19 protein-coding genes are annotated in these 21,930 nt (G+C 63.0%); 3 read left to right on the top strand and 16 right to left on the bottom strand.

Features of this window, described 5'->3' with window-relative positions; translation table 11 throughout:
• Positions 1-6: 6 nt before the first annotated feature.
• From ACE3O2_RS15025 to ACE3O2_RS15040, 4 genes are read right to left on the bottom strand one after another with little or no spacing between them, the layout of a single operon-like run.
• On the bottom strand, positions 7-1,116 hold the full coding sequence (locus ACE3O2_RS15025; protein WP_374338848.1) for an ABC transporter ATP-binding protein: 1,110 nt from the start codon (positions 1,114-1,116) through the stop codon (positions 7-9).
• A gap of 24 nt (positions 1,117-1,140) precedes the next feature.
• Positions 1,141-1,890 (bottom strand): sugar phosphate isomerase/epimerase family protein, encoded by a 750-nt coding sequence (locus ACE3O2_RS15030; protein WP_374338850.1) that lies wholly within the window; start codon positions 1,888-1,890, stop codon positions 1,141-1,143.
• Positions 1,887-2,966: a Gfo/Idh/MocA family protein gene (locus tag ACE3O2_RS15035; protein ID WP_374338852.1), complete on the bottom strand. Its 1,080-nt coding sequence runs from the start codon at positions 2,964-2,966 to the stop codon at positions 1,887-1,889. The genes ACE3O2_RS15030 and ACE3O2_RS15035 overlap by 4 nt, the downstream gene beginning before the upstream one ends.
• Positions 2,963-4,984: an aldo/keto reductase gene (locus tag ACE3O2_RS15040; RefSeq protein ID WP_374338854.1), complete on the bottom strand. Its 2,022-nt coding sequence runs from the start codon at positions 4,982-4,984 to the stop codon at positions 2,963-2,965. The genes ACE3O2_RS15035 and ACE3O2_RS15040 overlap by 4 nt, the downstream gene beginning before the upstream one ends.
• 257 nt (positions 4,985-5,241) lie before the next feature.
• On the opposite strand from ACE3O2_RS15040, the gene ACE3O2_RS15045 reads away from it, so the two are divergent.
• Complete coding sequence (locus ACE3O2_RS15045; protein ID WP_374338856.1) at positions 5,242-6,363, top strand: Gfo/Idh/MocA family protein; 1,122 nt, start codon at positions 5,242-5,244, stop codon at positions 6,361-6,363.
• Positions 6,364-6,397: 34 nt separating this feature from the next.
• On the opposite strand, the gene ACE3O2_RS15050 is transcribed toward ACE3O2_RS15045, so the two are convergent.
• The 4 genes from ACE3O2_RS15050 to gcvPA are packed head-to-tail and all read right to left on the bottom strand — an operon-like array spanning position 6,398 to position 11,369.
• On the bottom strand, positions 6,398-7,183 hold the full coding sequence (locus ACE3O2_RS15050; protein WP_374338859.1) for an SDR family NAD(P)-dependent oxidoreductase: 786 nt from the start codon (positions 7,181-7,183) through the stop codon (positions 6,398-6,400).
• Positions 7,184-7,222: 39 nt separating this feature from the next.
• Positions 7,223-8,377: an ATP-NAD kinase family protein gene (locus ACE3O2_RS15055; RefSeq protein WP_374338861.1), complete on the bottom strand. Its 1,155-nt coding sequence runs from the start codon at positions 8,375-8,377 to the stop codon at positions 7,223-7,225.
• The gene (gcvPB, locus tag ACE3O2_RS15060; protein WP_374338863.1) at positions 8,374-9,969 is read right to left on the bottom strand and encodes an aminomethyl-transferring glycine dehydrogenase subunit GcvPB; all 1,596 of its coding nucleotides are present in this window, start codon (positions 9,967-9,969) and stop codon (positions 8,374-8,376) included. Before gcvPB ends, ACE3O2_RS15055 begins: the two co-directional genes overlap by 4 nt.
• Positions 9,966-11,369 carry an aminomethyl-transferring glycine dehydrogenase subunit GcvPA gene (gene gcvPA, locus ACE3O2_RS15065; RefSeq protein WP_374338865.1) on the bottom strand — a complete coding sequence of 468 codons (1,404 nt, stop codon included), beginning with the start codon at positions 11,367-11,369 and terminating at the stop codon, positions 9,966-9,968. Before gcvPA ends, gcvPB begins: the two co-directional genes overlap by 4 nt.
• Before the next feature lie 197 nt (positions 11,370-11,566).
• Between gcvPA and gcvA the strand changes: the two genes are divergently transcribed.
• Positions 11,567-12,475, top strand: a complete 909-nt coding sequence (gcvA, locus tag ACE3O2_RS15070; protein WP_168878331.1) for a transcriptional regulator GcvA — start codon at positions 11,567-11,569, stop codon at positions 12,473-12,475.
• A 144-nt stretch (positions 12,476-12,619) separates the two neighbouring features.
• Positions 12,620-13,024 (top strand): hypothetical protein, encoded by a 405-nt coding sequence (locus ACE3O2_RS15075; protein ID WP_374338867.1) that lies wholly within the window; start codon positions 12,620-12,622, stop codon positions 13,022-13,024.
• Between the two features lie 21 nt (positions 13,025-13,045).
• On the opposite strand, the gene ACE3O2_RS15080 is transcribed toward ACE3O2_RS15075, so the two are convergent.
• The 8 genes from ACE3O2_RS15080 to atpD all read right to left on the bottom strand — a co-directional run bounded on the left by ACE3O2_RS15080 (position 13,046) and on the right by atpD (position 21,890).
• Positions 13,046-14,404 (bottom strand): flavin monoamine oxidase family protein, encoded by a 1,359-nt coding sequence (locus tag ACE3O2_RS15080; protein WP_374338870.1) that lies wholly within the window; start codon positions 14,402-14,404, stop codon positions 13,046-13,048.
• A gap of 83 nt (positions 14,405-14,487) precedes the next feature.
• Positions 14,488-15,015: a hypothetical protein gene (locus tag ACE3O2_RS15085; RefSeq protein ID WP_374338872.1), complete on the bottom strand. Its 528-nt coding sequence runs from the start codon at positions 15,013-15,015 to the stop codon at positions 14,488-14,490.
• Positions 15,016-15,060: 45 nt separating this feature from the next.
• Positions 15,061-15,696 carry a LysE family translocator gene (locus ACE3O2_RS15090; RefSeq protein ID WP_374338874.1) on the bottom strand — a complete coding sequence of 212 codons (636 nt, stop codon included), beginning with the start codon at positions 15,694-15,696 and terminating at the stop codon, positions 15,061-15,063.
• Between the two features lie 120 nt (positions 15,697-15,816).
• Positions 15,817-17,646: a glutamine--fructose-6-phosphate transaminase (isomerizing) gene (gene glmS, locus ACE3O2_RS15095; RefSeq protein WP_374338877.1), complete on the bottom strand. Its 1,830-nt coding sequence runs from the start codon at positions 17,644-17,646 to the stop codon at positions 15,817-15,819.
• Positions 17,647-18,432 (bottom strand): DeoR/GlpR family DNA-binding transcription regulator, encoded by a 786-nt coding sequence (locus tag ACE3O2_RS15100; RefSeq protein WP_374338879.1) that lies wholly within the window; start codon positions 18,430-18,432, stop codon positions 17,647-17,649.
• A gap of 135 nt (positions 18,433-18,567) precedes the next feature.
• On the bottom strand, positions 18,568-19,935 hold the full coding sequence (gene glmU / locus ACE3O2_RS15105) for a bifunctional UDP-N-acetylglucosamine diphosphorylase/glucosamine-1-phosphate N-acetyltransferase GlmU (protein WP_374338881.1): 1,368 nt from the start codon (positions 19,933-19,935) through the stop codon (positions 18,568-18,570).
• Positions 19,936-20,049: 114 nt separating this feature from the next.
• Positions 20,050-20,475, bottom strand: a complete 426-nt coding sequence (locus tag ACE3O2_RS15110; RefSeq protein WP_168878323.1) for a F0F1 ATP synthase subunit epsilon — start codon at positions 20,473-20,475, stop codon at positions 20,050-20,052.
• A 14-nt stretch (positions 20,476-20,489) separates the two neighbouring features.
• On the bottom strand, positions 20,490-21,890 hold the full coding sequence (gene atpD / locus ACE3O2_RS15115; protein WP_168878322.1) for a F0F1 ATP synthase subunit beta: 1,401 nt from the start codon (positions 21,888-21,890) through the stop codon (positions 20,490-20,492).
• Positions 21,891-21,930: the final 40 nt, after the last annotated feature.

Consider the following 21,930-nt stretch of genomic DNA (forward strand, 5'->3'; position numbering starts at 1 on the left):
GCTCCTTCAGGCTTGCAGCAGGTGCGCCAGCTCCGGCGGCAAGGTACGTGGCAGCGCCTGACCTTGCGCATCAAACAGATGGCAATGCACCGGGTCCGGCTGCAGCCCCACCGTTTCCCCATCCCGGATCAGGTGACTGCCATCAACGCTGACCGTGACCACCTCGCCACCACTCAGTCGCACATAGGCCAGGCTTTCCGCACCCAGCCGCTCCACCATCAGCACCTGCCCATTGAGTGATGCGGAACCCGGTTCGACAAGCTGGACATGCTCCGGGCGGATGCCCAGCGTCAGTCCATCGCTGGCCTGCCCTTGCACCTGGGTGGCGATCTCCACCCCGCAGCTGGTCACTGTCAGGTGGCCGTCGACACTGTGGGCCGCAGTCACTGGCAGGAAATTCATCTTCGGCGAGCCAATGAAACCCGCCACAAAACGGTTGGCAGGCAGGTGGTACAGCTCTAGCGGCTTGCCGAACTGCTCGATGCGACCGCCGCTCATCACCACCACCCGATCAGCCAAGGTCATGGCCTCCACCTGATCGTGGGTCACATAGACCATGGTGGCCTGCAACTCCTTGTGCAGCCGCGCCAACTCGACCCGGGTATTCACCCGCAGCGCGGCATCCAGATTGGACAGCGGTTCGTCGAACAGAAAGATGCGCGGGTTGCGCACGATGGCGCGGCCAATCGCCACCCGTTGCCGCTGACCGCCAGACAGCTGCTTGGGCTTGCGCTCCAGCAAGGGTTCGAGTTGCAGGATACGGGCCGCTTCGGCAATGCGCTTCTCAATCTCGGCCTTGGGGAATTTGCGCAGCGACAGGCCAAAACTCATGTTCTTGCGCACATTCATGTGCGGGTACAGCGCGTAACTCTGGAACACCATCGCCAGATCGCGATCCGCCGGGGAGAGGTCTACCACGCTGCGCCCATCGATCACGATATCGCCGGACGTCACCTCTTCCAGCCCGGCAATCGCCCGCAGCAAGGTGGATTTGCCACAGCCGGACGGCCCGAGGAAACACACAAACTCACGATCGGCAATTTCCAGATTGATGCCCTTCAACACCTCTACATCGCCAAAGGTCTTGCGTAGATTGACTATGCCCAGTTGCGCCACCGTGTTCTCCTCGTTGTATTTGGCTCAGTTCAGGTGCTGTTGCAGGAAGCTCAGGCCTTGTCTTGCCGTACGCGCCGGGTCAACGGGCTGATCGTGCTCGACGATCCAGATGCCAGACCGGGGCTGCAAGGTGGGCAACAGTGTCGGCCATGGCACCAAACCTTCACCCAGCGTGGCCCAGTCGTTCTCCGGCGGGTTGCCGCCCGGCCCGGTGTAGTCCTTCACATGCACACTCTGCAGGCGAGCCGCATAGCGTTGCAGCCAGAACACCGGGTCTTCCCCGGCCCGCACCACCCAGGCCACATCCGCCTGCCAGTTCAGGTCTGGCGCTTCCGCCAGCAGCAGGTCCAGTACCGTTTCGTGGTCAGACAGGCGGGCAAATTCAAAGGCGTGGTTGTGGTAGCTCAACTGCACCCCATCCGCCTTCAGTTCCTGCGCCAGTTGCTGCAGCCCTTGTGCCAGTAGCAACCAGCCGGCGCGGTCCACAGGCCGCTCGGGCTCGTCCAGCCACGGCATCACCAGCTGCTGGCAGCCGGTTTGTCGCAACACCTGCTTCAACTCCGGCAGCCGCTTCAGCTCGCCCAGATCGGCGTGCATCGAGGCCAGCTGCAAACTGTGTCGATCCAGTGCGGCCAGAAAGTCCGCCACCGGCAGCCCATGCAGCCCCTCGCTCTCCACCCACTGGTAGTCGCAGGCGGCGGCCAGCGCCAGCCGCTCTTCCAGTACCGGGGTGTGGTTGAAGGTATACAGTTGTAAAGCCAGGCGCGCGCTCATGCGAACCCTCCCGGCAGCATATCCAGCGGGGCAGGCCGCTCACAGCGGGTGTGTACCGGCAACGGACGCTGTTGCGCGGCCGACAGCAACAGGGTTTCCATCACTTCCAGCACGTGCAACGCCATTTCGCCACTAGCGCGGTGCGGACGGCCTTCGCGGATGGCATCCGCCATCTCGGCGACGCCCAGACCGCGCAGATTGCTGTCAAACGGCTGGCTCAGCGGCAAGCCCTGCCAGTCGCCATCCTGCTGGCTGTAGCGCAGCTCGCCACCAAAATTGTTCGGGTCCGGCAGCAGCAAGGTGCCGTCTGCACCGTATAGCTCCATCGGCGTGCTGGCGTGCTTCCACACGTCAAAACTGGTGGTCAGGCTGACAAAGGCGCCACTGGCAAAGCGCAGCCCGCCAGTGACATGGGATGGGGTGTCGACCTCGATGGTGGCCCCCTTCCGCTCGCCACGCGGTACGATGCGGGGCGACCAGCTGGTATGCGCCAACCCTTGCACCTGCTCGACCGGCCCCAGCAACTGTACCAGCTGGGTCAGGTAGTACACGCCCATGTCCAGCAGTGGCCCTGCACCGGCGGCGTAGAAAAAGCCGGGGTTGGGGTGCCAGTCGTCCGGGCCGCGCTCCATCATGATGGCCTGCCCGGCCACCACCGCGCCAATGCCGCCCTGGTCGACAAAGCGACGGGCGGTCTGCCCGGCGGCCCCCAGAAAGGTATCCGGCGCGCAGCCTACCCGCAGCCCACGCTGCTTAGCGTCTGCCAGCAGTTGCTGGCCCTGACCGAAGGTGGCCGCCAGTGGCTTTTCGGTATACACATGCTTGCCTGCGGCCAGAATGCGCTGGCAGACCTCGAAGTGGGCCTGTGGCGGTGTCAGGTTGATGATGATGTCGGCATCGCTGGCCAGCAGGGCGTCGAGCGTGAATACCGGCACATCCAGTTCACGGCCCCGGGCCACGGCAGCCTCATGTCGGGCATCCGCCAGCCCGACCAGCTTCAGCGCCGGGAAACGGCGCAGGCCATTCACATAGGCCGGGCAGATGTCACCGGCACCGATCAGGGCAACGCGAGTCATGCCGATGCTCCTGGATCAGCCAGGTCCAGCCAGGCCAGCTCTTCGGCACTCAGCGTCACCTCCAGCGCACGGAAGGAGCTGGCGGTTTCCGCCAGCGTGCGCGGGCCGATCAGGCTGAAGCAGGGGAAAGGCTGCGCCAGCACCCAGGCCAGCGCCACATTGATCGGGTCGACACCCTTTTCACGCGCCAGCTGCTGCGCGCGTTCACGGCGCTGGAAATTTTCCGGACTGTACCAGCAGCGTACCAGCTCGGCGTCGTCCAGCCGGTCCGGCGCGGCACGGTCGGTAAAGAAACCGCGCGCCTGGCTGGACCAGGCGAACAGTGCCAGTTGCTGCTCGGTCAGCCAGCGGCGGGAATCCAGATCACCTGCGGATACACAACCGGCCCAGATGGGAGACAGCAAGCGGGCCAGGCTCAGCTGGTTGCTCAGCACCGAGAAGCCTTGCAGGCCATGCTTGGCGGCGTAGGCATTGGCTTCCGCCACCCGCTCGAGCGACCAGTTGGAGCCACCAAACACCTTGAACTTGCCGGCGCGGACGTGCTGGTTCAGCACATCGACAAACTCGCCCACCGGCACCTGCAGGTTGTCACGGTGCAGGATGTAGATGTCGGCGTGGTCGGTGCTCAGGCGCTCCAGACTCTCGGCAAACTCGCGCTGCATGGCCTCCGGCGTGCAGTTGGGCGTGTGCGCCCCCTTGGAGATCAGCACCAGATCGTCGCGCCCGCCGCGTGCACGCAGCCAGTCGCCCCATACCGCTTCGCTGTGGCCACCGTCAAAGTCGTACACCCAGGCGGTGTCGAAGGTATTGCCGCCGCGCTCCTGGTAATCGTCGAACATGGCGGCGGCGTGCGGCAAGCTTTCCTGATTGTCCACCCCCATCACCAGCCGCGACACCGGCTTGTCCAGCCCCGGCACCTTGCCATACTGCATGACGCTGTCGGCACGGCGGGCAATCGGCAGACCCGCCAGATTGTTGCGCCCGGCCAATCCCACTGCCGTTTCGCGCGGGAACACCAGCCCCAGCGCACGCCGCCACTGGTCGAGCACCGCCAGATTGCCCAGACTGTCCGCCGCGCTCATGGCCGGATGCGCCACCACGCCCTGCTGCACGGCCGCTGCAAACGTTTCGATTTCATGGGCATACAGGCCGTATGGGGCGTCCACCACAATGCGCTCCACCACCGCCTCGTCCCGCACCAGCAGGATCTCGCTCTGTCCACCCTCGCTGCCCGCGCCATACCATGGCTTCGGCACCACCAGTGCACCGGTACTGCCGCCGATGCGCAGCGATTCTTCCTGCTCGACACAGATGCCGGTGGCAATCTGCGCCACAATATCGCCGGGGAACAGCAAGGTGGCGACCGCCCACTCGTCGACGCCGGTTTCACCAATACGACCCTGCGCCTGCAGGCTGAGTGGCTGCGCAAACGGTTGCCCTTGCGCCACCCCGGCCACCAGTCGTGCCATCGACACCGGGTAGCAACCCACATCCATGATCCCGCCCCCCGCCAGCGACGGTTCCCACAGGCGGGAACCGGCACGCGGGGTGGAGGCAAAGCTGAATGAGGCCTGGATATGCCGCACGCGGCCAATGATACCTTGTTGCAACAGGTCAACCAGTTTGGCTGTCTGCGGCAGGCAGCGGTACATGAAGGCTTCCATCAGCAGCTTGCCTGCACGCTCGGCCTCAGTAAACGCCAGCATCGCCTCGGCGTGGTTCAGCGCCAGCGGCTTTTCACACAGCACATGCTTGCCTGCCCGTAGTGCGGCCACTGTCCAGCGCAAATGCTCGGTATGCGGCAGGCCGATGTAGACGGCGTCAATCGCCGTGTCGGCCAGCAGGTCTTCATAGCGGGCATAGCTACGTACCTCGCCGTCACCCTGCGCGGCCAGTGCCTGCGCCTTGGCGAGCTCGCGGCTGGCGACCGCCGCCAGTCGTCCCGACGGTGCTTGCGCCAGACCCGCTACAAATGCGCCGGAAATATTACCCGCGCCCAGTACACCCCATTGCAACATATGCCCTTCCCCCGACGTCCTGTCCCGATCACCGTGTGGCAGCATGTCCACACCGGTACGATCACTGCCTGTCGTTTCTTGAGTCCACCTGCACGACAACTCAAATTGAAACGTTTTCAAATTCTGGATACAGAATATTTTTTGCGTTACAGTGTTGTCAAGCATCACACCGGATTTTCGTCATTGCATCGCAACATGCGATGTAGCGAAAGCCTGTAACCAAGGCGCTTGCAGCGCAATAACACTGAGGAGACTCCATGAACCGAATCCGTACCGGCATGATCGGTGGCGGGCAGGGCGCCTTCATCGGCGCGGTGCATCGTCTGGCCATGCGTTTTGACAATCGTTTTGATCTGCTGGCCGGGGCGCTGTCCAGCCAGCCGGAACGGGCCCGACAGAGCGGGCTGGAACTGGGTCTGGCACCTGAGCGCTGTTACGACAGTCATCAGGCCATGCTGCAGGGCGAGCGGGGTCGGGCAGACGGTATTGAAGCCGTGGTGATCGTCACTCCCAATCACCTGCACTTCGCCGCGGTACGGGATTGCCTGCAGGCGGGCCTGCACGTGATCTGTGACAAGCCGCTCACCGTCACCAGTGCGGAAGCGCGCGAGCTGCAGGCCCTCAGCCAGGCGCAACAGCGCCAGCTGATCGTCACCTACACCTATACCGGCTACCCGATGCTGCGCGAGATGCGCGAGCGTATCCTGCGCGGCGATCTGGGCGCGCTGCGGCTGGTGCATGTCAGCTATACCCAGGACTGGCTGGCCACCCCGCTGGAGCAGCAGGGGCAAAAGCAGGCCAGCTGGCGCACCGACCCGGCGCAGGCCGGTGCGGTGGGTGCGCTGGGTGACATCGGCGTGCACGCCTACAACCTCAGCCACTTCGTGACCGGCCAGCGCCCGAGCAGCCTGTCTGCCGATCTGGCACGGCTGGTGCCGGGCCGTCGGCTGGACGACCACGCACAGGTGAACTGCCGCTATGCCAATGGCGCACGCGGGCTGATTGTCGCCAGCCAGGTGGCGGTGGGTCGGGAAAACAGTTTGCGGGTACAGGTGGTCGGTGAACACGCGGCGCTGGAATGGGTGCACGAACAGGCCAATCTGCTGCAGTGGTCCCCGCTCGGCCAACCGGGCCAGACGCTCAGCCGGGGAGGCCCCGGCTGCGGTGATGACGTCCGGCGGCTGTCCCGTGTGCCATCCGGCCACCCGGAAGGCTATTTGGAGGCGTTTGCCGCGCTATACCGCGACGCCGCTGAATTGATCCAGCACGGCACGCCCTGCCCGGTGCTGCCGACGGTGGACGAGGCGCTGCACGATCAGCTGTTCATCGAGGCCTGCCTGCGCTCCAGCGCAGAAGACAGCCGCTGGGTCCGCCTGTAAAACAAGGCGGCCCCAGCGGGGGCCGCCTGCCGGTTTACATCGACCCGGCCAGACCGCCACCATCCACCACAAAGGCGGCGCCCGTCACGAAGGAAGAACGGTCACTGGCAAGGAACAGCACCGCCTGCGCGATCTCGCGCGGGCTACCTACCCGCTGCAGCGGGCGCTGGTCGCCTGCCGCCACCAGCGCATCATCCGCCAGCCCCAGCTGGTGCGCTTCATTACGCAACATGGCGGTATCGGTGTCACCGGGACACACGGTATTGACGCGTACCTGCTGCGGGCCGTGGTCGACGGCCATCGCCCGGGTCAGGTTGACCACCGCACCCTTCGAGGCGCAGTACGGTGCCGCGTCCTTGCCACCCACCAGCCCCCAGCCGGAACCGGTATTGATGATGCTGCCCCCGCCCTGACGGGCCATCACCGGCACAGCATACTTGCTCATCAGGAACACTGATTTCAGGTTGACCGCCATCACCGCGTCCCACTCGGCTTCCGTGGTGTCCACCACGCTGGTACGACGGGTAATGCCCGCGTTGTTGAACAGCACATCCAGCCGTCCCCAGCGCCCGATCACCGATTGTATGGCCGCTTCACAGTCTGCTGCCCGGCTAACGTCGGCCTGCACGGCATAAGCCTCCCCCCCAGCGGCGCGAATCTCGCTCGCCACCATCTCGGCCCGGTCCAGATTGATGTCACACACCGCTACGCGGGCCCCTTCTTCGGCAAACAACTGCGCGGTGGCCCGGCCGATACCGGAAGCCCCCCCGGTCACCAGTGCCACCTTGCCCTGCAGTTCACCCTGTTTTACGCTGCTCATGCCCTGTCCTTGTCATGTGATGGCGACGACTGCCGCCTGTTATTGTGCTGCATCATCCGCTGGCGGCGGCTCGCCGCGCAAGCGGTAACGTACTTCATCACGGTAGCCGGTCCACACCCGCGCCATGCCGGCAAAGGCGGCGTCCAGCAACGGGTCGCCACTGTCGATCAGCAGGGGTCGCCCGCCCAGCGACTGCAGCTTGCCCGGCGTGGCCAGTACCGTCACCGCCGCTGGCCCCAGCCGCTGCAATATCCGTGGTGAAAACTGCTGGTTGCCCCGGCCAAACACATGGCCCTGCCCGCCAATACAGCTGACCCAGGCCTGGCACGGCCCCTGCTGTACGTGCTGCCACAGTTGCGCTTCGGTGGCATCTTCCACCCGCCAGTGACCATCCTGCCAGACATCCACCCCCAGCAAGCTGCCGCCGCCCAGCAGGCGCTTGACCGCATATGTGGTCGAGCCCGGCCCGAACAGGTGGGCCACACCTGGGCTCAGCTGTTCCTGTACCCGCGCCGCGATGGCCTCGGTCTGCACCCGATCGCCCTCCGGCGCGCGCGACTTGCCCGCTTGCAGGTAGCGCGGGTCCACCGGCGTTGCCATATAGCCAAACAGCGCCGCCTGCACCCGGCCTTGCCGCAAAGCGGCTTCGTCCAGGTCCATGACCTCCTGCTGTGCAGTGACTCGTCTGCTGCCCGACAGAAAGCGCGCGGCCAGCAGGCCGCTGGCCTGCGGGGTATGACCGAACACCGCCGACTGCATCTTCACCCCGGCGGGAATGCCCAGCACGGCTTGCTGTACCCCTGCACCGCTCAGTACGTCGCGCGCGGTACCGTCGCCGCCGGCGAACAGCAGCAGGTCGGGCGACTGGGCAGCCAGCCGGGCCGCCAGTTGCCGACTGTCCTCGGCCTGACTTTGCAGCCCCCCGGCGGGCTGCGCATGGTGGCAGCACTGGGCTGGCAAGCCCAGCGCGGCCAGCACTGCCTCACCCAGCGGGCCACTGCCGGTCAGCCAGTCGATCTGCGGCCACCACGGCTGCAGCGCGAGTATGGCCTGTGTCGCCCGCGCGGCAGCCTGCGGCACCGCCCCGGCCTGCAAGGCCTGCACCGCGCAGCCGTCACTGCCTTTCAGCGCCAGTGGCCCGCCCAGCCCGGCGTAGGGATTGACCAAGAGGCCAATCCGCCAACGATCGCTCATGCCGCACCGTGCTCCCGCAGCTTGCGCTGCCACGCCCGCCAGGTAATGGCCCAGCGCGCCGGGTCGTCCAGGTAGTCACCCTGCACCTTGTGGATCGGACAGTTGTAGGGCGCACCTTTGACCTTGGCCGGGTCTTGCCGTGCTTCATCAGCGATATGCCGCATGATGCCGACAAACTCGTCCAGATCCGCCCGTGAGTAGGCTTCGGTCGGTTCAATGGTGGCGGGCTCTGGTACCACATAGGGGTGATGGCTGGTCCAGTAGTGGGTGCCAAAGTCGGCCGCACGGATACCGATCTCGTCCGAATGAATACCGGTGTCTGCCGCCAGACCTGCCCAGCTGTAACGCACCTGCTCGATACGGCGGTGGCCTTCGGCATACGGTGCGGTCAGGCCACGAATCTTCAGCAGCTCGGCCATCATGTAGTTGTTGTTGAGTACCGCGATTTCCGAGACTTCACGCAGGCCATCGGCACCCAGATTCATCACCCAGGCGTAGGCACGCAATACGATGCTGGCGGTGCCCAGGAAGGCCGATACCTTGCCGATGGAGCGGTCATCGCCCATGTCCAACCGGTAGCGCTGTCCGTCCTGCACCACCCGTGGGCGGGGCAGGAAAGGGGCCAGTGCTTCGGTCACACACATCGCACCAACCGCCGGACCACCGCAGGCGTGCGGGGTGGCAAAGGTCTTGTGCAGATTGAAGTGACACAGATCAAACCCGGCCTCACGCGCGCGGGCAATCCCCATCAGTCCGTTGGCATTGGCCTGGTCGTAGCAGGTGAGCGCACCCACACTGTGTGCCAGATCCACCCATTCGCGGATGCGTGGGTTGAAGATGCCGGTGTCTTCCGGATTGGTGATGATCAGCGCGGCGGTACGCGGCGACACTGCGGCCCGCATGGCTTCGAGGTCCGGGTAGCCGTTCTCGTCCGGGTAGAGGGTGATCACCTTGTAGCCCATCAGCTTGGCGCAGGCGGCATCTGACGGGTGCGAGAAAATGGTAGTGATCACTTCATCACGCTGCGCACCTTCACCGCGCGACTCATGCCAGGCGCGAATGATGGCCATATTGGCGTAGATGGCATGTGAACCGGAGCGGGGCTGCAGGTTGATGGCGTCCATGCCGGAGACTTCTTTCAGCACGCCTTCCATCGCGTACATCACCTGCAGGATGCCCTGTACCGTGTCTTCATGCTGCAAGGGATGCAGCTCGCTCATTTTAGGCGCACGGGCCAGCTGCTCATTGATCTTCGGGTTGTACTTCATGGTGCAGGTGCCCTGCCCTACATCCACATTGAAATCCGCCCCAAGGTTTTCCTGCGACAGCCGCAGGTAGTGGCGCAACGTCCGGTTTTGTGACAACTGGGGCAGTGCAGGCGCATCCTTGCGCTGCATGCCCGCGGGCAGGGTGGCCAGCACATCGTGACCGGCCGCTTCGATCGCCGCTTCCACCTCGGGGACCAGCACGCCACGCTCACCAGCCTGGCTCAGTTCAAAAATCACCGGCTCGTCCCAGCGCGCCTGATGATAGCGACGCAGATTGGGCTGGCCATCGGTGAAACGGAATCGGGAAATGTCTTGCATGCTCATGCGGTCTGTCCTTGCAGAATCTGCGCCAGTGCATCCACCAGGGCATCGAGGTCGGCCTGGCTGTGCAGGTCACTGACGGCGTACAGGGCCGATTGCCCCAGTGACGGGAAGGTCTCCGAGAGATCGTGGCCCCCAAAGATGCCGCGTGCACGCAGCGCCTGGTTGATCTCGGCAACGGTCTTGCCGGTGCGGCTGAAGTTCACCACGCACTCGCGGTAATGGGCGCTGCTGCCATGAGCCAGACGCACCCCCGGCAGGCTGGCCAGCCGCTGCTCGAGGTAGCACAGGCGTTTCATCATGCCTTCGCCCAGCTCCTGCATGCCTTGCGGCCCCATCATCGCCAGATAGACCCCGGCGGTGATGCCCCACAGCGCGGCAGCGGTACCGACGAATTCATTACCGTTCTCGCGCTTGTCGAACGAAGTGCGGTGGTAGGCGACATCGCCAAAACCGTACTCGCCCGGCACCTCGGTTGGGGCAATGCCGAACAGGCGGGACGGGTACTGCAGCACCAGCGCTTCTTCGTCCCGGCTGCTGATGAAGCCGCCGTGGCCGCCGCCATAACTCATGTGCATGCCCAGCGGCTGAATGTCGCCGCACACCAGATCCGCACCAAAGCGGATCGGCGGGGTCAGCACGCCGAGCGAGGACGGATCGACCCCGGTCAGCAGCATCGCGCCCTTGGCTTTGACCCGCTGGCTAATGGCAGGCCCATTCTCGATCACCCCGAAGTAATTGGGGGTGTCAAAGTAAAAACCGGCTACCGTATCGTCCAGCCTGGCACTCAGATCGTCGAGGTCCACCTGACCGGTATCGCTATTGAACGCCACGTACTCGAAATCGAGGTCTGCACGGCCATAGGTCACAATATGGCTGAGCTTGTCCGGGTTGACGCTGGCCGCCAGCAGCACCTTGCGCTTGCCCGTGTAGCGCCCCGCCATGCGGCAAACCGTCGCCGCCGCCTGAAAGCCGTCAAAGGTCGGTACGCTGACGACTTCTGCATCCAGCAGCTCACCCATCATCGAGCAGTATTCAAACAGGGCCTGGAAACGGCCATGGTCGTCGTACGGCTCACCGGCGTAAGCGGTCAAAAACTCGCTGCGGCCATTGATCTCGTCACAGATTGACGGCACATGGGTCTGGTAACAGCCACCACCCAGAAAGCTGACCACTTCATTGGCCGCAGTATTGCGTGCCATGATGCGCTCAACATGCTGCTTCAGCCGCACTTCAGACAACATGGGCTCCGGCAGCTGCATGGGCTGGACCATGCGCAGCGCTGCCGGAATCTCGGCGTAGAAATCCTCGACCGAGCGCGCGTTACACGCTGCCAGCATGGCGGCCTTGACCTCTGGCACCGAGTTGGGGATATAGGGATATACCCGGGGTTTGTTGGACATGGTTCCTGACCTGAGTCTGGGGGCAGTCTGAACGCTGCCGGTTGCACACCCCGCCGCAGCCTGCATCAATCTGGCTTTTGCATCCAGCATCTGCATGCACGACGGACTGCGGCTATTACACTTGGCTTGACAGGGCAGTGACAATCGAGCAATTCTCATGCAATGAATAAATTGAGCTCATGCATGATGAGGACGCCATGCGCAAAGACCTGCACTACCTGAAAGCCCTGAAGACCTTTGAGGTGGCCGCTCGCCTGCTGTCCTTCACCCGCGCTGCAGACGCCCTGTTTGTCACCCAGGCCGCCGTCAGCCATCAAATCCGCCAGCTGGAAACCCATCTGGGCTTGAAGCTGTTTGAGCGGCTGGTGCGCAAGGTGCAGCTGACCCCGGCAGGTGAAACCCTGCTGCATACCCTTAGCCAGGCGTTTCAATCCATCGAGCAGGTGATGGACCAGCTACAGCAGCAGGCCCGGCAGCAGCATGGCCTGACCATTGCGCTGACCCCGCTGTTCTCCAGCCGCTGGCTGGTGGGCCGCCTGCCTGCATTCTGGGCTGCGCACCCGGAAATCGAGCTCAAGCTGCACCACACCGTGCAACACGTGGATCTCAAGCGTGAGGGTGCAGATCTGGCCATCCGCTGGGGACAACGGGAGCACTGGCCCGAGCTGATGGCCGACCCACTGTTTGGCACCCAGCTCACGCCAGTGTGCGCACCGGGCTATCGCATGGAAGGCCGTCAGCTGTGTCAGCCCACGGATCTGGCCTGGGCCACCTTGCTGCATGAGGATAACCATCAGGATTGGCAGCGCTGGCTACAGCACGCCGGCTGCGGCCAGCTGTCCGTGCGCCACGGCCCGACCATTGACGACAGCAACGCGCTATTGATGGCGGCCATTGCCGGGCAGGGTGTGGCGCTGGGGCGCCTGGCTTTCATCCAGCAAGAGCTGGATACCGGCCTGCTCCGCCGCCCCTTCAACCCCACCATCGCCAGCCAGGGCCGCTACTGGCTGGTCTACCCACCCAGTCTGGCCGAACGTCCGGCACTGCAGGCCTTTCGCCGCTTCTTGCTCGACGAATCTGCCCGGATGCCGGTACACGAGGGGTGAGCCATCCCGGCATGGTGTAATTCAAGACATCCTACCCACCAGGGCAGTTCATACTTGCCACCAAACAGGCACACTGGAGCACCCGGCGCATGCAGGTCAGGATGACGCCACCATCATTAACCGCAACTTGCTGCAGGAGCTCGCATGACCGACATCCCAGACAACGTCAAAGATCGCATCCGGACCTACGCACAAGGCGAGTGGCCTGATGACTTTGAGATGCAACGGCATATTATCGAGAAGCAGGTGGCAGCATTCCAGACCCTGGAAACCCACCGCGCGCAGTGGGCAACGGATCCATCCATCAGTCCACTGTTCGATCTCGCTGCATCCGAGTGGCCAAATGACTATGAAATGGAACTCCATACCTTCCAGAAACAACTGGAAGCCACGCAGCGATTGGCCAATTACACCGCCGACGACGTGCCGACAGCCATCTTTGAGAAAATCAAGCTCAAGGCCATTCAGGAGTGGCCGAATGATCATGAGATGATTCTGCACACCATGGAAACCCAATTGACCGCATGGCGTGAAGTGCAAAAATTCTAGGCCTCGCGGCTTCAACCCCAATCATGCCGCCGCCTGCAGGCGGCGTGCTGCTTGTACGCCAGACAGCCAGGCCCCGTGTACCGTGGCAAAATAATCGCGGTGGGTGGCTTCGCCAGCAAAATGCAGGCGGCCACTGCTGGCTGCGAGCTGATCGCGCATCTCCGGCGTGGACCCCAGTTTGTTGAAGGAGTAGGCACCACGCGCATAGGGGTCCTGCCCCCAGCGGGTGAGCTGCCAGCGGGAAGGCTCTGGAATCTGCGTGCCGAACACGCTGCGCAAGGTTTGCATGGCACTGTGCACCACATCCCTGTCCGACCAGCCTTCAATGGCCCGGCCAAATTCGACCGCGTTGAAGCCCAGCAGTACCGGCTGCCGGGCGATGCGATGCAGGTTGATCCACTCTTGCCACTGCCCGCGATGGGCCACATCCGGCATCACCGTCAGCCAGTCCGTATTCGGCCAGAACACCTTGGGGAAGCGCAGGTAGCACTTGTTGAGCACCCCCATGCCCAGGCTACGGATGGCCGTCTGCTTGGCTTGGGGCAGCGGCGGGCTGAACTGTACCTGTCCGGACTGCAGCACCCCCAGCGGCAAGGTCACGATAACGTGATCGGCCACCCATCGGCCTTGGCTGGTCTGCACCCGGACCTCGCGCTCATCCTGTTCGACCGATTGCACCACCGTCCCAAGCCGCACTGTGAGACCACGTGCCAGCCAGTCGGTCAACTGACTGTAGCCTTGAGGGAACAGTACATCGTCCCCGTCAAAACCCTCGCTGTCAAAATGGCGCGCCGACAATTCCTCTGCCGAACCCGCAAACTCCTGCTCGAAGTGATCGTTCAACAGGTAGTTGATATACGCCCGGTCATCCTCATCCAGTTTGTCCCACCCCACCGCCCGCTCGACAACCGTGCGCACAGCCACATCCGGCCCCTGCGTGCTCACATTGTGCAGGGCTTGCTCGATCACCTCGCGCCACGCTTCCAGATCGTTCTCTATCGCAGGGGTGAATTTGCCTAGCCGGGGGGTGTAACTGGTGGTGCTCGCATAGCGGGTCGCTTGTGTTCGCGCCCCTGCCTGCCGCGCCAGCGAGACCAGCGGATTCCCCTGCGTACCATGAATCCACGAGGCCCCCATATCCACCGGCACGTCCGGCCACACCGTGCTGGTCCAGATGCGGCCTCCGATGCGCTCCCGCGCCTCCAGCAGCGTCACCGCGTGCCCCTGGCTCACCAGCGTTCGCGCTGCCGCCAGCCCCGCCATCCCCGCTCCCAGCACCAGTACCCGCTGAGGCCGCCCGGCGGCGTGCACCCCGCCCATGCGGCTCCCCAGACTGAGCAGCAGGGCCATCTGCAGTAATTGGCGGCGAGATAACGACATGTGTGCTCCTGGTGCGGGGTGAAGGACCTATCCATACACTATAGGCTAGCGGCAAGTAAGAGCTGGATAGCCGCTGGGGAGGGTCAGCCGTTCACCGCGCGCAAAAGCCGCTGCAATCTGGTTTGACGCGCCTTGATTAACGTGAGGGGCAGTTTTGACTGGATGGTTTTCCACCCTTCGGACAACCGTTGCAGCAGCACCCGCTGGTCAGCAGGCGGAAAACTTGATATCCCGCGCTCCAGCCAGTCTGGTGAGCGGATGAACAATTCTGCTACAGATTCGGAGTACGCTTCACTGGCTGAATTCTGAAAGGACACTGCCACACTCAGCAGCTCATGCAGCAATTGCCGGTCTGCATCCTGGGTCAATCGCTTGACCGCTCGTCGCATGCAGCTTTCCAGCACCGCTTCTTCAAAGGCCTCGGTATCGTGGCGCAAGCGCCTGTAAGCCTCGCCACCCTGATGAATGCTGGCCTTGAATTGTTGATTGAGCACAATGCCTTGCCTGAATGACGAAACCATGTCCTGTTTGCTCACACAGGAAGACTGGGCGCCCGCTGCGCTTGCCAGCGCTGGTGTGATGGCCAGCAGACCAAGCAGTAAACGCTTCATGCACCATCCTTTCCTCATTCTCAGCAGCCGCTGCGCTCACGCTTCTTAACGCTGCTGACTGAGAGCCAGCCGCACCCCCAAGGCCAGCAGTACCCCACCAAATACCCGGTCCAGCCAGACCGAGGCGCGAGGGTGGTTACGGAAAAACCGGGTGGTACGAGCGGTGGCCAGCACAAAGGCTGCCTCCACCACGATGGCAACCAGAATCACCAGCACGCCGAGCAGCATCAGCTGCTGTGCTGTCGTCCCGTGGCCGTGGCGAACAAATTGTGGCAGAAAGGCCATGTAAAACACGGCGACTTTGGGGTTCAACACGTCAATCAGTACCCCCTGACGAAAGGCTTGCCATGGGGTGGTGTGCTGGCGCGGCTGATCGTCGACCCGAAAGGCGGCCCCCGCCGAGCGCAAGGCCTTGATACCCAGGTAGATCAGGTAAGCCGCCCCCACATATTTCACCACATTGAAGGCGGTCACCGAGGTGGCCAGGATGGCCGAGAGCCCCAGTGCGGCCGCGGTCACATGCACCAGCGCCCCGCTGCATACCCCGGCCGTCGCCGCCAGACCGATGCGGGTGCCACCCGCAATCGAGCGGGACAGGATATAGAGCAGGTCCGGCCCCGGTGACACCACCAGCGCCAGGGCAGCAGAGAAGAACAGCAACCAGTATGCGGCTTCCGACATGATGCGACGTACTCCAAGGCTGAGCCATTCAAACCGCGCTACGGTGACACCCTTCACGTGATGGCGTGGCCAACAGGATGGCGGCGCCCGCCGGTGTATCACCGGCGGGAATCTGTAGCGTTACTCTACCGTGACCGACTTGGCCAGATTGCGCGGCTTGTCGACATCGGTGCCACGCTGCAGGGCGGCGTGGTAGGCGAGCATCTGTACCGGGATGGCGTGCACCACCGGCGACAGGGTGCCAACGTGGCGCGGGGTGCGGATCACATGTACGCCATCGGATTCGCTGAAGTGGCTGTCGAGGTCGGCAAACACAAACAGCTCGCCGCCACGGGCGCGCACTTCCTGCATATTCGATTTCACTTTTTCCAGCAGGCTGTCGTTCGGAGCAATCACCACCACCGGCATGCTGTCATCCACCAGTGCCAGCGGGCCATGCTTGAGCTCACCGGCCGGGTAGGCTTCGGCATGGATATAGGAGATTTCCTTCAGCTTGAGCGCGCCTTCCAGTGCGATGGGGTAGTGCACACCACGGCCCAGGAACAGCGCATGCTGCTTGCCGGAGAATTGCTCGGCCCACAGCTTGATCTGCGGCTCCAGATTCAACGCATGCTGTACGCTGCCCGGCAGGTGGCGCAGTTCGTCCAGGTACTGTGCCTCTGCCGCCGCATCCACGCGCCCGCGCACCTTGCCCAGGGTCACCGCCAGTGCAAACAGGCCGACCAGCTGGGTGGTGAATGCCTTGGTGGAGGCTACCCCGATTTCGGCACCGGCGCGGGTGTAAAACACCAGATCGCTGGCACGCGGAATGGCGGACTCGCGCACATTGCAAATCGACAGCGCATGGCGATGGCCCAGCTCACGGGCGTATTTCAGTGCTTCCATGGTGTCCAGCGTTTCACCGGACTGCGAGATGGTCACCACCAGGTGCTGTGGGTCGGCATAGGCCGCGCGGTAGCGGTATTCGCTGGCGATCTCCACATCGCAGCTCACACCGGCGATGCTTTCGATCCAATACTTGGCGGTCAAGCCGGCGTAGTAGCTGGTACCGCAGGCGAGGATCTTCACGCCTTGCAGCTGTGGCAGCACGCTGGCGGCCGCATCGCCAAACAGGCTGGCATTGAAGCCGTGATCCAGCACAGTGTCGATGGTGTCGGACAGGGCCTTGGGCTGCTCGTGAATTTCCTTCTGCATGAAGTGGCTGTATGGTCCCAACTCCAGCGAAGCCAGCGACACATCCGACACATGTACCGGGCGGGTGACCGGCTGGTCGTCCTTGTCGATCAGCTTGACGCCGTCACGCGTGAGGTGGCCGATGTCACCTTCCTCCAGAAAGATCACCCGACGCGTGGTGGAGAGGATGGCCGACACATCGGAGGCGATGAAGTTTTCGCCCTCGCCCAGGCCCACCAGCAGCGGGCAGCCCATGCGGGCGCACACCAGCTCGTCTGGACGGTCCAGTGCAATCACGCCAATGGCGTAGGCACCGGTCAGCTCACGCGTAGCCTGCTTGACGGCGTCGAACAGGCTGCGGCCCGACTGGTAGTAGTAATGCACCAGATGGGCGATGACTTCGGTATCGGTTTGTGACTCGAAGGTGTAGCCCAGTGCCTTCAGGCGCAGGCGCTGTTCTTCATGGTTTTCGATGATACCGTTATGCACCACAGCGATCTGGCCAAAGGAGATATGCGGGTGGGCATTGAACTCGGTCACGCCGCCGTGGGTGGCCCAGCGGGTATGACCAATGCCGAGCAGACCTTGCAGCCCCTCGTCTGCCGCCGCATTTTCCATCTCGGCCACCCGGCCGACCCGGCGCACACGACGGATCTCGCTGCCGGTCAGCACGGCAATACCGGCGGAATCATAGCCACGGTATTCCAGCCGTTTCAGGCCTTCAACCAGAATCGGGACGATATTACGCTGCGCAATGGCGCCAACAATGCCACACATTCATTTTCTCCTGTCTTGCGGGGTGGGCGCGCAGATCAGCGTCACGCCCTTGGTTTCGATCTGGTGACGGGCATCAGCGCTCAGGCCGTCGTCGGTCACCAGGGTATGGATACGCTGCCACGGCAGCTCCAGATTAGGAATGCGGCGCCCGATCTTGTCGGACTCCACCATCACGATCACCTCACGCGCCACTTCGGCCATCACCCGTGACAGGCCAACCAGCTCGTTGAAGGTCGTGGTACCGCGTTCAAGGTCGATGCCATCGGCGCCGATGAACAACTGGTCAAAATCGTAGGAACGCAGCGCCTGCTCGGCCATCTGCCCCTGGAAGGACTCGGAGTGCGGGTCCCAGGTGCCGCCGGTCATCAGCAGGATGGGTTCGTTTTCCAGCTCGCGCAGCTGCCCGGCCACGTTCAGCGAGTTGGTCATCACCACCAGCCCACGCTTGTTACCCAGCAGCGGGATCATGGCGCTGGTGGTGGTGCCACTGTCGATGATCACCCGGTTGTGGTCGCGCAGGCGCTCAGCGGCGGCACGGGCAATTGCCTGCTTTCGTTTCGAAACATGCTCCACATCGGCATCGCTGACCATCTCACTGGGCAGCGACACCGCGCCACCATAGCGGCGCAACAGCAAACCACCGGTTTCCAGCAGCGCAAGGTCTTTGCGGATGGTGACCTCTGAGGTGGCAAAGCGTTGCGTCAGCTCGTCGACACTGACTTCGCCCCGCTCCTGTACCAGGGCGGCAATCGCGTGTCGGCGCTGCTGTGTGTTTCGTTTAGTCATTTTATGTTTCGTTTCGAAAGTTTTGTGATCATAGCAGGCACTGCCCGGCTTTGGCAAGCAGGGGGGCACATAAAGCAAAACGCCCGAACAGCTTGGCTGTTCGGGCGTAATCAAGGCCGGATAGGCTGGCGCCGCCTAGCCTGACCTCTTCTGTGGCCGGGTCCAGCCGGGGATGGTCACCGCTTTGGCGCGGGCGACGGTGAGTTGCTCCGCCGGGGCATCCTTGCTCAGGGTAGAACCGGCGCCAATGGTGGCACCCGCACCAATGGTCAGCGGCGCCACTAGCATGCTGCCGGAGCCAATGAAGGCACCATCACCGATCACCGTGCGGGATTTGTTGACACCATCGTAGTTGCAGGTCACGGTACCCGCGCCCACATTCACCCCACTGCCGATGCTGCTGTCGCCGATATAGGTGAGGTGGTTGACCTTGCTGCCGACCCCCACCTCTGACTTCTTGATCTCGACGAAATTGCCGACGTGGACCTGAGCCGCCAGCACGGCACCGGGGCGCAGCCGGGCATACGGGCCGATCCGCGCACCCTCGCCGACTTGCGCGCCGTCGAGATGAGAAAACGGCGCAATCTGGCTACCGGCTGCAATCTCGCAGTCCTGCAGTACGCAATGCGCACCAATGCTGACGTTGTCTCCCAGTATCACCTTGCCAATGAACAGGCAGTTCACGTCGATCTGCACATCCTTGCCACATTGCAGCTCACCCCGCACGTCGATACGCGCCGGGTCCAGTAGGGTGACACCTTGTGTCATCAACTGCACCGCTTGCTGCTGCTGGTAATGGCGCTCCAGCTCGGCACGCTGTAGCTGATTGTTCACCCCCAGCGTTTCCCACTCGCAGCCGGGGTGCAGGGTGCGTACCGCCACCTGGTCACGCACGGCAAAGCCGATCAAGTCGGTCAGGTAGTACTCACCCTGGGCATTGTCGTTGCGCAGCGCTTTCAGCCAGCGATGCAGGTGCACGTTGGGCAGCAGCAAGATGCCGGTATTGATTTCGGTAATCGCCCGCTCGGCCTCACTGGCATCCTTCTGTTCCACGATGGCCTGCACGGCTCCGCTGGCATCGCGGCGAATACGACCATAACCACTCGGGTCGGTAAGGTGCTGGGTCAGCAAAACCAGATCATCGCCCTGCGCCAGCGCCAGCATGGCACGCAGCGTGGCGTCGGACAGCAGCGGCACATCGCCATACAGCACCAGGGAGTGCCCCTCTTGGGGGAGTTCATGCGCCGCACATTGCATGGCATGCCCTGTACCCAGCTGTGGCACCTGCTCCACCCAGCTGACCGGCAATTCACCCATGGCGGCGCGCACGTGCTCGGCAGCGTGTCCGACCACCACCACCAGTTTGCCATCCGCCACCGCACGGGCGCGTTCCACCACATGCGCGAGCATGGGCTTGCCAGCAATCGGGTGCAACACCTTGGGTTTACTGGAGTACATGCGGGTGCCTTTGCCGCCCGCCAGAATCACGACTGTAATGCTCATGTCTGTCCTGCTTGTTGTGTCCTGCGCCTATTCTACCGCCAGCCGGAGATGACAAACCGGTGACGGCAAGAAAAAAGGCAGCCCGCAGGCTGCCTTTTTCCCGATTCTACTGCCTTAGTGCGACCGCTTGCGCAGCTTGTTGATGGCGGCCAGTTCGGCTACCGCCTGCGCGAGTTCCACCTGGGCCTTGGCCAGATCCAGTGCCGCATTGTTGCTGGAGAGAGCCTCTTCGGCCCGGCGCTTGGCTTCCAGCGCGCGGGCTTCGTCGAGGTCATCCCCGCGCAGTGCCGTATCCGCAAGGATGGTCACCACATGGGGCTGGATTTCCAGCAGACCGCCGGAGACGAACACAAACTTTTCGTCTTCAGCATGCTGCAGCTTGATCTTGATCAGACCCGGCTTCAGACGCGTCAACAACGGCGCATGGCGGGGATAAACGCCAATCTCGCCCCTTTCTGCCGGTGCCACCAGAAATTCAGCAGTACCGGAGAAAATGCTCTCTTCAGCGCTTACCACATCTACATGCATCGTCATGGCCATATCGTCCACCCAGCTTATTGCAGGCTCTTCGCCTTCTCGACCGCTTCGTCAATGGTGCCGACCATGTAGAACGCCTGCTCGGGCAGGTGGTCGTATTCACCATTCAGAATGGCCTTGAAGCCGGAGATGGTTTCCTTCAGCGGCACGTATTTGCCCGGGCTACCGGTAAACACTTCAGCCACATGGAACGGCTGCGACAGGAAACGCTGGATCTTACGAGCGCGCTGCACCACCAGCTTGTCTTCCGGTGACAGTTCGTCCATACCCAGAATCGCGATAATGTCGCGCAGTTCCTTGTAGCGCTGCAGGGTTTGCTGCACGCCACGGGCCACAGTGTAGTGCTCTTCACCCACCACCAGCGGATCCAGCTGACGGGAAGTGGAGTCCAGCGGATCCACTGCAGGGTAGATACCCAGCGCAGCGATATCACGCGACAGCACCACGGTTGCGTCCAAGTGGGCGAAGGTGGTGGCCGGAGACGGGTCAGTCAAGTCATCCGCCGGCACGTACACGGCCTGGATCGAGGTGATCGAGCCAGTACGGGTGGAGGTGATCCGCTCTTGCAGACGGCCCATTTCTTCGGCCAGCGTCGGCTGGTAACCCACGGCGGAAGGCATCCGGCCCAGCAGGGCGGACACTTCGGTACCGGCCAGGGTGTAGCGGTAGATGTTGTCCACGAAGAACAACACGTCACGGCCCTTGCCACCGTCTTCACGCACTTCGTCACGGAAGTACTCAGCCATGGTCAGACCGGTCAGCGCCACGCGCAGACGGTTTCCCGGCGGCTCGTTCATCTGGCCGTACACCATGGCCACTTTGTCGAGCACGTTGGAGTCCTTCATTTCATGATAGAAGTCGTTCCCTTCACGGGTACGCTCACCCACACCGGCAAACACGGACAGACCGCTGTGCGCCTTGGCGATGTTGTTGATGAGTTCCATCATGTTCACGGTCTTGCCCACACCGGCGCCACCGAACAGACCCACTTTACCGCCCTTGGCGAACGGACACAGCAAGTCAATCACCTTGATGCCGGTTTCCAGCAGTTCGGTGGAGGAGGACAGCTCGTCAAACTTCGGGGCCTTGCGGTGAATCGCCCACTTGTCGGTGGAGACGATGTCACCGGCTTCATCCACCGGGTTGCCCAGCACGTCCATGATGCGGCCCAGCGTGGCCTTGCCGACCGGCACGGAAATGCCGGCTGCGGTGTTGGTCACTTCCATCCCACGACGCAGACCATCGGTAGAACCCATGGCAATCGAACGCACCACGCCGTCACCCAGCTGTTGCTGAACTTCCAGCGTCAGCTCCGGGTCGGTCATCTTCAGTGCGTCGTATACCTTGGGCATGCCGTCGCGCGGGAATTCCACGTCGACCACGGCACCAATGATCTGAACAATTTTGCCTTTGCTCATTTTGGTTCCCAAATCCAGTTAAAACCTTTGCGAAGCGGTC

Origin of the sequence: Leeia sp., from assembly GCF_041909055.1 — a bacterium.
GTDB classification, from domain to species: Bacteria; Pseudomonadota; Gammaproteobacteria; order Burkholderiales; family Leeiaceae; genus Leeia; species Leeia aquatica.

What these genes read in the sequence shown, in the direction of transcription:
- ACE3O2_RS15030 (WP_374338850.1), bottom strand. Translation starts at nt 1,890, where the DNA reads ATGAGCGCGCGCCTGGCTTTACAACTGTATACCTTCAACCACACCCCG.
- ACE3O2_RS15035 (WP_374338852.1), bottom strand. Translation starts at nt 2,966, where the DNA reads ATGACTCGCGTTGCCCTGATCGGTGCCGGTGACATCTGCCCGGCCTAT.
- ACE3O2_RS15040 (WP_374338854.1), bottom strand. Translation starts at nt 4,984, where the DNA reads ATGTTGCAATGGGGTGTACTGGGCGCGGGTAATATTTCCGGCGCATTT.
- ACE3O2_RS15045 (WP_374338856.1), top strand. Translation starts at nt 5,242, where the DNA reads ATGAACCGAATCCGTACCGGCATGATCGGTGGCGGGCAGGGCGCCTTC.
- ACE3O2_RS15050 (WP_374338859.1), bottom strand. Translation starts at nt 7,183, where the DNA reads ATGAGCAGCGTAAAACAGGGTGAACTGCAGGGCAAGGTGGCACTGGTG.
- ACE3O2_RS15055 (WP_374338861.1), bottom strand. Translation starts at nt 8,377, where the DNA reads ATGAGCGATCGTTGGCGGATTGGCCTCTTGGTCAATCCCTACGCCGGG.
- gcvPB (WP_374338863.1), bottom strand. Translation starts at nt 9,969, where the DNA reads ATGAGCATGCAAGACATTTCCCGATTCCGTTTCACCGATGGCCAGCCC.
- gcvPA (WP_374338865.1), bottom strand. Translation starts at nt 11,369, where the DNA reads ATGTCCAACAAACCCCGGGTATATCCCTATATCCCCAACTCGGTGCCA.
- gcvA (WP_168878331.1), top strand. Translation starts at nt 11,567, where the DNA reads ATGCGCAAAGACCTGCACTACCTGAAAGCCCTGAAGACCTTTGAGGTG.
- ACE3O2_RS15075 (WP_374338867.1), top strand. Translation starts at nt 12,620, where the DNA reads ATGACCGACATCCCAGACAACGTCAAAGATCGCATCCGGACCTACGCA.
- ACE3O2_RS15080 (WP_374338870.1), bottom strand. Translation starts at nt 14,404, where the DNA reads ATGTCGTTATCTCGCCGCCAATTACTGCAGATGGCCCTGCTGCTCAGT.
- ACE3O2_RS15085 (WP_374338872.1), bottom strand. Translation starts at nt 15,015, where the DNA reads ATGAAGCGTTTACTGCTTGGTCTGCTGGCCATCACACCAGCGCTGGCA.
- ACE3O2_RS15090 (WP_374338874.1), bottom strand. Translation starts at nt 15,696, where the DNA reads ATGTCGGAAGCCGCATACTGGTTGCTGTTCTTCTCTGCTGCCCTGGCG.
- glmS (WP_374338877.1), bottom strand. Translation starts at nt 17,646, where the DNA reads ATGTGTGGCATTGTTGGCGCCATTGCGCAGCGTAATATCGTCCCGATT.
- ACE3O2_RS15100 (WP_374338879.1), bottom strand. Translation starts at nt 18,432, where the DNA reads ATGACTAAACGAAACACACAGCAGCGCCGACACGCGATTGCCGCCCTG.
- glmU (WP_374338881.1), bottom strand. Translation starts at nt 19,935, where the DNA reads ATGAGCATTACAGTCGTGATTCTGGCGGGCGGCAAAGGCACCCGCATG.
- ACE3O2_RS15110 (WP_168878323.1), bottom strand. Translation starts at nt 20,475, where the DNA reads ATGGCCATGACGATGCATGTAGATGTGGTAAGCGCTGAAGAGAGCATT.
- atpD (WP_168878322.1), bottom strand. Translation starts at nt 21,890, where the DNA reads ATGAGCAAAGGCAAAATTGTTCAGATCATTGGTGCCGTGGTCGACGTG.